General features: G+C 53.1%; 14 protein-coding genes. 1 reads left to right on the top strand and 13 read right to left on the bottom strand.

Annotated features, from left to right (window positions below; translation table 11 throughout):
- The 9 genes from LDK53_RS19580 to fkpA form a co-directional block, all read right to left on the bottom strand.
- A partial coding sequence (locus LDK53_RS19580) for a GTP-binding protein (RefSeq protein ID WP_227507214.1) occupies window positions 1-159 on the bottom strand: 159 nt, incomplete at its 3' end.
- A gap of 69 nt (window positions 160-228) precedes the next feature.
- Window positions 229-2,343 carry an elongation factor G gene (gene fusA, locus LDK53_RS19575; RefSeq protein ID WP_021242224.1) on the bottom strand — a complete coding sequence of 705 codons (2,115 nt, stop codon included), beginning with the start codon at window positions 2,341-2,343 and terminating at the stop codon, window positions 229-231.
- Between the two features lie 96 nt (window positions 2,344-2,439).
- On the bottom strand, window positions 2,440-2,910 hold the full coding sequence (gene rpsG / locus LDK53_RS19570; protein ID WP_004106370.1) for a 30S ribosomal protein S7: 471 nt from the start codon (window positions 2,908-2,910) through the stop codon (window positions 2,440-2,442).
- Window positions 2,911-3,006: 96 nt separating this feature from the next.
- Complete coding sequence (rpsL, locus tag LDK53_RS19565) at window positions 3,007-3,381, bottom strand: 30S ribosomal protein S12 (protein WP_000246815.1); 375 nt, start codon at window positions 3,379-3,381, stop codon at window positions 3,007-3,009.
- Between the two features lie 124 nt (window positions 3,382-3,505).
- Window positions 3,506-3,793: a sulfurtransferase complex subunit TusB gene (tusB, locus tag LDK53_RS19560; RefSeq protein WP_025758055.1), complete on the bottom strand. Its 288-nt coding sequence runs from the start codon at window positions 3,791-3,793 to the stop codon at window positions 3,506-3,508.
- A gap of 7 nt (window positions 3,794-3,800) precedes the next feature.
- Entirely contained in the window at window positions 3,801-4,160 is a 360-nt protein-coding gene (tusC, locus tag LDK53_RS19555) for a sulfurtransferase complex subunit TusC (RefSeq protein WP_128340193.1), read from the bottom strand.
- Window positions 4,160-4,546, bottom strand: coding sequence for a sulfurtransferase complex subunit TusD (tusD, locus tag LDK53_RS19550; RefSeq protein WP_025758057.1), 387 nt, complete (start codon window positions 4,544-4,546; stop codon window positions 4,160-4,162). The genes tusC and tusD overlap by 1 nt, the downstream gene beginning before the upstream one ends.
- Window positions 4,546-5,268, bottom strand: a complete 723-nt coding sequence (locus LDK53_RS19545) for a transcriptional regulator (protein WP_003861697.1) — start codon at window positions 5,266-5,268, stop codon at window positions 4,546-4,548. The genes tusD and LDK53_RS19545 overlap by 1 nt, the downstream gene beginning before the upstream one ends.
- Window positions 5,269-5,433: 165 nt before the next feature.
- Window positions 5,434-6,255 (bottom strand): FKBP-type peptidyl-prolyl cis-trans isomerase, encoded by an 822-nt coding sequence (gene fkpA / locus LDK53_RS19540; RefSeq protein WP_025758059.1) that lies wholly within the window; start codon window positions 6,253-6,255, stop codon window positions 5,434-5,436.
- Between the two features lie 239 nt (window positions 6,256-6,494).
- Here fkpA and LDK53_RS19535 point away from each other — a divergent pair, with 239 nt between their 5' ends.
- Window positions 6,495-6,713: a protein SlyX gene (locus LDK53_RS19535; protein WP_024907948.1), complete on the top strand. Its 219-nt coding sequence runs from the start codon at window positions 6,495-6,497 to the stop codon at window positions 6,711-6,713.
- A gap of 83 nt (window positions 6,714-6,796) precedes the next feature.
- On the opposite strand, the gene slyD is transcribed toward LDK53_RS19535, so the two are convergent.
- The 4 genes from slyD to kefG form a co-directional block, all read right to left on the bottom strand.
- Entirely contained in the window at window positions 6,797-7,387 is a 591-nt protein-coding gene (gene slyD / locus LDK53_RS19530; RefSeq protein WP_008503010.1) for a peptidylprolyl isomerase, read from the bottom strand.
- A 94-nt stretch (window positions 7,388-7,481) separates the two neighbouring features.
- Window positions 7,482-7,682, bottom strand: coding sequence for a YheV family putative zinc ribbon protein (locus LDK53_RS19525; RefSeq protein WP_013099038.1), 201 nt, complete (start codon window positions 7,680-7,682; stop codon window positions 7,482-7,484).
- Between the two features lie 13 nt (window positions 7,683-7,695).
- Window positions 7,696-9,501: a glutathione-regulated potassium-efflux system protein KefB gene (gene kefB / locus LDK53_RS19520; RefSeq protein ID WP_225287850.1), complete on the bottom strand. Its 1,806-nt coding sequence runs from the start codon at window positions 9,499-9,501 to the stop codon at window positions 7,696-7,698.
- The gene (gene kefG, locus LDK53_RS19515; protein WP_021242220.1) at window positions 9,501-10,055 is read right to left on the bottom strand and encodes a glutathione-regulated potassium-efflux system ancillary protein KefG; all 555 of its coding nucleotides are present in this window, start codon (window positions 10,053-10,055) and stop codon (window positions 9,501-9,503) included. Before kefG ends, kefB begins: the two co-directional genes overlap by 1 nt.
- Window positions 10,056-10,057 lie beyond the last annotated feature (2 nt).

Genomic DNA, 10,057 nt, shown 5'->3' with positions numbered 1-10,057 from the left:
TGCGTTATCGATCTGGTCGAATGCACGAGCAGAACCACCGTAGGTTTTAGCCAGAACGGTAGTGATTGCAGCAGTCAGGGTAGTTTTACCATGGTCAACGTGGCCGATAGTACCAACGTTGACGTGCGGTTTTGTACGTTCAAATTTTTCTTTAGACACGGCTATATTCCTTACTATAGTGCTCTCCCCTTGGGAGAGAGCACGGGACTTAGGTTTTAATCCTGTGGATTACTTACCACGGGCTTCAATAACGGCCTGAGCAACGTTGTTAGGCGCATCATCATACTTCAGGAATTCCATGGTGTATGATGCACGACCTTTGGTCAGAGAACGCAGCTGAGTTGCATATCCGAACATTTCAGACAGCGGAACTTCAGCGTGGATCTTAACGCCAGTCACTTCGGATTCCTGACCACGCAGCATACCGCGACGACGGCTCAAGTCACCGATAACGTCACCGGTGTTCTCTTCAGGAGTTTCTACTTCAACCTTCATGATTGGCTCAAGCAGAACTGGTTTTGCTTTCTTAAAGCCTTCTTTAAAGGCAATAGACGCAGCCAGTTTAAACGCCAGTTCAGAGGAGTCAACGTCGTGGTAAGAACCGAAGTGCAGACGGATACCCATGTCAACAACCGGATAGCCAGCCAGAGGGCCCGCTTTCAGCTGTTCCTGGATGCCTTTATCAACGGCTGGGATGTATTCGCCAGGAATTACACCACCTTTGATGTCGTTGATGAACTCGTAACCTTTCGGGTTAGAGCCCGGCTCCAGTGGGTACATGTCGATCACAACGTGACCGTACTGACCGCGACCACCAGACTGCTTAGCGTGTTTACCTTCGATATCGGTAACTTTCGCGCGAATCGCTTCGCGGTAAGCAACCTGAGGTTTACCCACGTTCGCTTCAACGTTGAATTCACGCTTCATACGGTCAACGATGATGTCCAGGTGCAGTTCACCCATACCAGCGATGATGGTCTGGTTAGATTCTTCATCAGTCCATACGCGGAATGATGGGTCTTCTTTCGCCAGACGGCCCAGAGCCAGACCCATTTTTTCCTGGTCAGCTTTGGTTTTTGGTTCAACTGCGATGGAGATTACCGGCTCTGGGAATTCCATACGCTCCAGAATGATTGGGTGATCCGGGTCACACAGGGTGTCACCAGTGGTCACGTCTTTCAGACCGATAGCTGCAGCGATGTCGCCCGCACGAACTTCTTTGATCTCTTCACGTTTGTTAGCGTGCATCTGTACGATACGGCCAAAACGTTCACGCGCAGCTTTCACGGAGTTCAGGATGGTGTCACCGGAGTTAACCACACCAGAGTATACGCGGAAGAAGGTCAGGTTACCCACGAATGGGTCGGTAGCAATTTTGAACGCCAGTGCAGAGAATGGCTCTTCGTCGCTTGCGTGACGCTCAGCCGGAGTATCTTTACCGTCGTCCAGGATGCCGTTGATCGCAGGAACGTCAACCGGGGATGGCAGGTAGTCAACTACCGCATCCAGCATCGCCTGAACACCTTTGTTCTTGAACGCAGAACCACAGGTTACCAGGATGATTTCGTTGTTCAGAACGCGCTGACGCAGAGCTTTTTTGATCTCTTCTTCAGTCAGTTCTTCACCACCCAGGTATTTCTCCATCAGCTCTTCAGAAGCTTCAGCAGCGGATTCGATCAGGTTCTGGTGCCATTCGTCAGCCAGGTCCTGCATTGCAGCTGGGATATCTTCGTATTCGAAGGTAACGCCCTGGTCTGCATCGTTCCAGTTGATGGCTTTCATTTTCACCAGGTCGATAACACCGGTGAAGCCTTCTTCAGCACCAATTGCCAGCTGCAGCGGAACAGGGTTCGCGCCCAGACGGGTTTTGATCTGGCCAACAACTTTCAGGAAGTTAGCACCCATACGGTCCATTTTGTTAACGAACGCGATGCGTGGAACTTTATATTTGTTCGCCTGACGCCATACGGTTTCAGACTGTGGCTGAACACCACCAACTGCGCAATAAACCATTACCGCGCCGTCAAGAACACGCATGGAACGTTCTACTTCGATGGTGAAGTCAACGTGCCCTGGGGTGTCGATGATGTTTACGCGATGCGGTTCGTACTGCTTAGCCATACCTGACCAGAATGCAGTAGTCGCTGCGGAGGTGATAGTGATACCACGCTCCTGCTCCTGTTCCATCCAGTCCATGGTGGCTGCGCCGTCATGAACTTCACCGATTTTGTGGTTTACACCGGTGTAGAACAGAATACGTTCGGTAGTAGTGGTTTTACCGGCGTCGATGTGCGCACTGATACCGATGTTACGGTAGCGTGCGATGGGTGTTGTACGAGCCATTTGATTCCTCGTTTATATCTTTAGACGTTCAGTTAAGTTACCCAGAGCGGGCGGCTTCTCTGAAGCGCCCGCCTGGTGACTAATACTCCGAAGGGATTACCAACGGTAGTGTGCGAACGCCTTGTTGGCTTCTGCCATACGGTGAACGTCTTCACGTTTCTTAACTGCAGTACCTTTGTTGTCTGCAGCATCAGAAAGTTCGTTCGCCAGACGCAGAGCCATGGATTTATCACCGCGTTTACGAGCAGCTTCAACGATCCAACGCATTGCCAGAGCATTACGACGAACCGGACGAACTTCAACTGGAACCTGATAAGTAGAACCACCAACGCGGCGAGACTTAACTTCTACAGTCGGGCGCACGTTGTCGAGAGCGACTTCGAAAGCTTCCAGTTCATTTTTACCAGAGCGCTGAGCCAGGGTCTCCAGCGCGCTGTATACGATTGCTTCTGCAGTAGATTTTTTACCATCTACCATCAGGATATTTACAAATTTTGCCAGCAGTTCTGATCCGAATTTCGGATCTGGAAGAATTTTACGCTGACCAATGACGCGACGACGTGGCATGGGAATACTCCGTTGTTAATTCAGGATTGTCCAAAACTCTACGAGTTTAGTTTGACATTAAGATAAATCAGTTTGGCCTTACTTAACGGAGAACCATTAAGCCTTAGGACGCTTCACGCCGTACTTGGAGCGAGCCTGCTTACGGTCTTTAACACCTGAGCAGTCCAGCGCACCACGAACGGTGTGGTAACGAACACCCGGAAGGTCTTTAACACGACCGCCACGGATCAGGATCACGGAGTGCTCCTGCAGGTTGTGACCTTCACCACCGATGTAGGAAGTCACTTCGAAACCGTTAGTCAAACGCACACGGCATACTTTACGCAGTGCGGAGTTTGGTTTTTTAGGAGTGGTGGTATATACACGAGTACATACACCACGTTTCTGCGGGCAGGCTTCCAGCGCAGGCACGTTGCTCTTTGCAACTTTGCGTGCACGTGGTTTGCGTACCAGCTGGTTAACTGTTGCCATTAAATAGCTCCTGGTTTTAGCTTTTGCTTCGTAAACACGTAATAAAACGACCTCATACAATATGAGGACGCGAAATTTTAGGGCTACGTCGAAAAGGTGTCAAGAAATATACAGCGATCTCAAATCACCAGTTCATTTGACTGGCGTGCGTCACAGTAAGATTGACGAAATCAGTATAGCCAACCACGTCAATTTTGGCTGAAATTTGACCAGAAAGACCCCGCGCATCCAGATCCTCCTTCAGCGCAGAGACCGTTATGGGGGCATTTGTGAGGATTTCAACGAAACGGCTGCCGTCCAGCGCAGCAAGCACGCCATCCTGAATCAGCAGCAGATCATCGCCTTCGCGCAGCATACTCACGAGCGTGTCGATATCACATTGCCACGGTGAGCGGCTCAGGGTATGGAGCATGGCAGCCTCAGAAAGTCAGAATAGTGTCGTAATGCGAGAGTTGCTCGCGCAGGGCAGCGGAGGGCAAGCGCGTCGCATCCAGCACCAGGGGCGTCTTGTCATTCAATCCGCGCGCTGCCAGCGAATCGGCGCAGACATACAACGTTTCAATGTCGTACAGCGGTAACACTTTGAAGGTGGCGATATAATCCCGCGCCAGAATGGCCTGTGGCTGCTGACCCGCCAGAAGCTGAAACACCCCGTCCCCCAAAAAGAAGACGCCGATATCTTCAGTCAACGCGGAAGTCGCGAGCAGCGCATCCAGCCCTTCTCTGCCGGATGCATTGCCGTGCGGTGCCGAGGTAAAAACAAACGCGACACGCTTCATCAGAACTGCACCACTCTGTCGCAGGTTAACGCCGCCTGGGCCAGTGCCCCGAGACCACTCAACGAAAAACCGGGCTGCAGGTTAGCGCCTGCTAAACCAAGACGCCCGGCTTCAGTTGCATCAGCGACACCGCGACGCAGCGCCGCCGCGACGCAGATATGCAGTGCAACGCCCTGCTTTTCGTTTAAGGCCTGCCAGGCACGTACCAGATCAAACTCGTCGCTCGCCGGCGACGTAAACTGGTTCGCGTTATACACCCCTTCCCGATAGAAGAAGACGCTCGCCAGCTCATGCCCGGCCGCCAGAAGCGCATGCGCAAACTGCAGCGCGCTGCTGGCCTGCTGTGTACCGTACGCCGGGCCTGTCACCATTAACGCAAAACGCATTACTTGTCTTGTCCCAGGAAATCACCGCTTTTGAACTGGCGGATGTAGAGATAGACGGTGTGCTTGGAGATGTTCAGACGATCGGCCACCTGGTTGATGGCGTCTTTGATATCAAAAATCCCTTTCTCGTAGAGATTAAGCACGATCTGGCGATTCTTGGCGTTGTTCGAGACGTTGCGATCGGCATTCACCTCTTCAATCGTAAACTCAAGCGTCTGCGTGACCAGATCTTCGACGGAGGAGGCAAAGTTAACCGATGAGCCAACATCCGGCGTTTCAGGTGGAATAAAGGTGCTCATGATTTGCGAGAATGGCACATCAAGGTTCATGTTGATGCACAGCAGCCCAATCACACGATGCTCGCGGTTTCGAATCGCGATAGTTTCTGATTTCATCAGCACGCCGCTTTTGGCGCGGGTGAAATAGCATTTGGAGACGCTGCTGTCCGCGCCGGTCATGTCATGCAACATACGCAATGCAAGGTCGGTGATTGGCGAACCAATTTTACGGCCAGTATGCTCACCATTCGCAATGCGGATAGCGGAACACTTCAGATCTTGCAGGGAGTGCAATACGATTTCGCAGTGGGAGCCAATGAGCATCGCTAACCCGTCCACCACCGCTTCATAGGATTTCAGAATATCGAAGTCGGTCTGGTCAAAAGGACGTTGATCCAGCAAATCAAGTTCACTGGTTTCGTTGGTTAAAAGCGACCTGGACATGAAAAAAACACTCCTTTTCAGGAGCCTGTCATTCGGTTTTCAGGGCAGGCTCATTATCTACACGGACAACTAAATTAATACAGCGTGTATAGCGCTTTCCAGTGTTAATTATATCTGCCCCACAATAAAAAAACCGCCGCCTGAAAGGCGGCGGTTTTTGTCACATTACTTCTTAGCGTCTGTCGCTGCTTTTTCTTCAGCCGGCGCGTCTGCCTTCGCATCCGCTTTCGGTGCCGGTTTGATGTCCAGCAGCTCTACGTCAAAGACCAGCGTAGAGTTGGCAGGGATACCCGGAACGCCGGTTTTGCCATACGCCAGATCCGGTGGGATAACCAGCTTGATTTTGCCGCCTTTCTTGATGTTTTTCAGGCCTTCAGTCCAGCCAGGGATCACACCATCCAGACGGAAAGAGAGTGGCTCACCACGGGTATAAGAGTTATCGAACTCTTTACCGTCGATCAGCGTACCTTTGTAGTTCACGACAACAGTGTCGCTGTCTTTAGGCGCATCGCCGGTGCCTTCTTTCTCAACTTTGTACACCAGGCCAGTAGACGAGGTTTTCACACCTTTCTCTTTAGCAAAGGTATCGCGGTAGGCTTTGCCTTTTGCTTCGTTGTCTTTCGCGTCCGCTTCCATCTTAGTCTGAGCGGCACCTTTCACACGCGCTTCAAACGCCTGCAGAGTCTGTTCGATTTCCTGGTCAGAGAGCTTGCTCTTATCAGCAAAGGCGTCCTGAACGCCGGCGATCAGCTGGGCTTTATCCAGTTTGATGCCCAGTTTCTCTTGTTCTTTCAGAGAGTTTTCCATGTAACGGCCCAGAGATGCGCCCAGTGCGTAGGCGGATTTCTGGTCGTCATTTTTGAACGCCGCTTTGCTGTCTGCCGTGGCAGCAGGCTTCGCAGCAGTGTCAGCCGCGAATGACAGCGGCGCGTTCAGCGCAACAGCCATTGTCGTTGCCAGCAGCGTTACTTTAAACAGTGATTTCATCCATATCTCCAGGGCCTGGGGACTCTCACCCCAGCATTAAACGTAAAATGAGTGACGTACTATAAAACGTTGCGGAAGAAATCTACAGACAGACACTTCCAATTCTCGCCACTTTTCAGACTATTTTTGTTTAAATAAGTTTCTTGCCAGGGGGATGCAGACTGTACTTAAGGATAAACTCAGTTAAACTGCGCCGCCGCGGGGCCATTATGGCGAATCTGAAATAAACGAGGTGAATGATGAAGGATACAGCATTAGAAGCGAGAATGGCTGAGCTGGAAAGCCGCCTGGCTTTTCAGGACATCACCATCGAAGAACTAAACCAGACCGTGACCGCACATGAGCTCGAAATGGCGAAACTGCGGGATCATATGCGCCTGCTGACGGAAAAGCTGAAGGCCACCCAGCCGTCGAACATTGCCTCTCAGTCAGAAGAGACGCCACCTCCTCATTATTGAGGCATAAAAAAAAGCGGGATTCTCCCGCTTTTTTGTGCCCGGTGTCGCGAAGCTTACCGGGCCAGCATGTCAACCGACAGGTCTTAGTGGCAACCGCAGCCGCCGTTACCGCAACCACCTTTACCGTGACCGTGGTCGTGACCATGGTCATGGCCGTGGCCACCGCAGCAGCCATCGTGGCCGTGATCGTGGTCATGGTCGTGACCGTGCGCACCGTGAACGTGGCCATGAGCCAGCTCTTCTTCGGTTGCTTCACGGATAGCGACAACTTCAACGTTGAACTTCAGGTTCTGGCCAGCCAGCATGTGGTTGCCGTCAACCACAACGTGGTCGTCTTCCACTTCGGTGATTTCAACAGGAACCGGCCCCTGGTCGGTTTCAGCCAGGAAACGCATGCCAACCTGCAGCTCGTCAACGCCCATGAACACGTCTTTAGGCACGCGCTGAACCAGGTTGTCGTCATACTGACCGTAAGCGTCGTTCGCGCCTACAGCAACGTCAAATTTGTCGCCAACTTCATGACCTTCCAGCGCGTTTTCCAGGCCAGAAATCAGGGAACCGTGACCATGCAGGTAGTCAAGCGGCGCACTCACCGGAGACTCATCAACCAACACACCGTCTTCTGTACGTACCTGATAGGCCAGGCTGACCACCAGGTCTTTTGCTACTTTCATGATATCTCCTGAGCGTGGGAAAATTACTGGCGCAGATTGTAGCGGAAATCTGCACCCGTGTACCCTTTAGCTTAAAAAAACTCAGGGCATATCGCTAGTCCGGATGAAAAATCCCGATAACTTGCTCTTCTTTGCGCACATGATCGCGGGCCTCTTTATCAGCTTCTCGCATCTGGTGACCGCACTTAACACACTCAACAACATCAATATTATTCTCCCGCCACATCGCCAGGGTATCTTGCGCCTGGCAGGAGGGACATTTTGCACCCGCAATAAAGCGTTTACGTACAGCCATCTTTCGTTACCCTTTATTCAAATTCATCCCAGCCATCAAGCTGGCGTCGTTCCTGTTGCATCTCGCGCTGGAAGATCTCCTCCAGTTCGCGACGCGCTTCCCGCACGCGAGAGATCTGCGCCGTATCGGTATGCACCGGCATCAGCTCGCGTAACATTCGCATATCCAGACGGCGGAAATGCATCTGGGCGCGTTGCGCCTGGTGAGGATGCATCCCCAGCGAGATTAACGCTTTGCGACCCAACTCCAGCGCACTGGAAAACGTTTCACGAGAGAAGTGTTTCACACCCGCCTGCAACAATTCGTGAGCTTCAACACGTCCACGCGCACGCGCCAGAATGTGCAGATGCGGAAAATGCTGCTGACAGAGCTCCACCAGCTTCATCGTGTCTTCTGGATCGTTGCAGGTAATCACAATGGACTCGGCGGCCTCTGCGCCAGCAGAGCGCAACAGCTCGAGCTGAGTCGCGTCGCCGTAATAAACCTTATAGCCATATTTGCGCATCAGGTTGACCGCGCTGATATCGCGCTCCAGCACGGTAATGCGCATCTTGTTCGCCATCAGCAAACGTCCGATAACCTGTCCGAAGCGGCCAAAGCCCACCACAATCACCTGCGGCTTGTCGTCTTCCACCCACGGGGCTTCATCTTCATCGTCAGACGGGTTTAAGCGGCGCGACAGAAGTTTATCCACCAGCTTCATCAGCAGCGGCGTGGTCATCATCGACAGCGTAACCGTCACCAGCAAAAGCGCCATCTGATCGTCTTTAAAAAGCTTCTGGGAGGAGGCGGTGGAGAAGAGCACAAACGCGAACTCGCCTCCCTGGCTTAACACGCTGGCAAACTGCATACGCTCCGAACTGCGTAAGCCGTAAATGCGAGCCATGATGTACAGCACCAGTGTTTTTACCGCCACCAGAATGGCAACGCTGACCACAACCCACAGCAGATGGGTATAGAGCACGCCGAGATTGAGCGCCATCCCCACCGAAATAAAGAACAGCCCCAACAGCAACCCTTTAAAGGGATCGATAGCAATTTCCAGCCCGTGGCGATATTCGCTCTCCGCCAGCAACACCCCGGCGATAAAGGTCCCGAGCGCCATCGATAGCCCCAGCGCGTCCATAAACAACGCCGATCCCAGCACCAGCAGCAGCGTCGCGGCGGTAAAGACTTCGCGTACGCCCGAGGCGGCAATAAAACGGAACACGGGACGTAACAGGAAACGTCCGCCAATCAGCATGCCCGCAAAGGCCAGCACCTTCATGGCAATTTTCGCCCAGTCAAAATGATCGTCGCCGGAACCGGCCAGCAGCGGCACCAGCGCCAGCGCCGGGATCACCGCTAAATCCTGGAACAGCAGCACCGAAAAGCCCAGCTGACCGGCTTCGTTGCGGTTCATCCCTTTGTCGCGCATCAGCTGCAGGGCCATCGCCGTCGACGACATCGCAAGGCCTATTCCGCCTATCACCGCCGCCTGCCAGGAAAAGTCCGTCAGCATTAACAGGCCGCCCAAAATGGCGGCGCTGAACAACACCTGCGCGGCACCCACGCCAAAGATAGAGCGTCGGAGCTGCCATAATTTAGAAGGATTCAGCTCCAGGCCGATGATGAACATCAGGAACACCACGCCCAGCTCGGAGAAGTGGAGTATTTCATCCACATCGCTGATGAATCCCAGCCCCCAGGGGCCAATCGCGATCCCCGCCAGCAAATACCCCAGCACCGCCCCAATTCCAATCCGTGCAGCAAACGGCACCGCGACAACGGCCGCAAATAAAAACAGCACCCCGGCGAGGAGCAAATTCGATCCTTCCATTAACGACCTCCTGCCGGAATCGGTGACGCCAGCCATTCACCATAGGCTCGGGCGTGGCTCGCCAGCTCTTTGGGATCCTGACGCCGCGCCCAGTAGACAATAATCGGGCTCATCCAGTGCATACGGCACATTGCCGCCGTCAGCTCGAAAGGCCGCAGGATGTCGCTCATCGGATAGCGGTTCAGCCCGTCGTGGCGGTAAGCACTTTCTGGCTCACCGGTGGTGATTACACTACGCCAGTACTTTCCCGCCAGTTGGTTGCCCCCCACCCCGCTGGAGAAGCCCCGGCTCAGCACGCGGTCCAGCCACTCTTTGAGCAGCGCCGGACAGCTGTAGGTATAAAGCGGATGCTGGAACACAATCACGTCATGCTGACGCAGCAGTTCCTGCTCATAAGGAATATCAATAAAGAAATCAGGATAGTGCGCGTAGAGATCGTGCACCGTCACGTTGCTGAGCTGAGTAGCCGGCTTAAGCAGAACCCGGTTCGCCACCGAGTCCTGAGATTCCGGATGGGCATACAGCAGCAGCACTTTTGCTGTCTGAGACATCATTC

Origin of the sequence: Enterobacter sp. K16B, assembly GCF_020216105.1 — a bacterium.
GTDB lineage: Bacteria > Pseudomonadota > Gammaproteobacteria > Enterobacterales > Enterobacteriaceae > Enterobacter > Enterobacter sichuanensis.
This window is presented reverse-complemented; position numbering and strand designations above follow the sequence as displayed.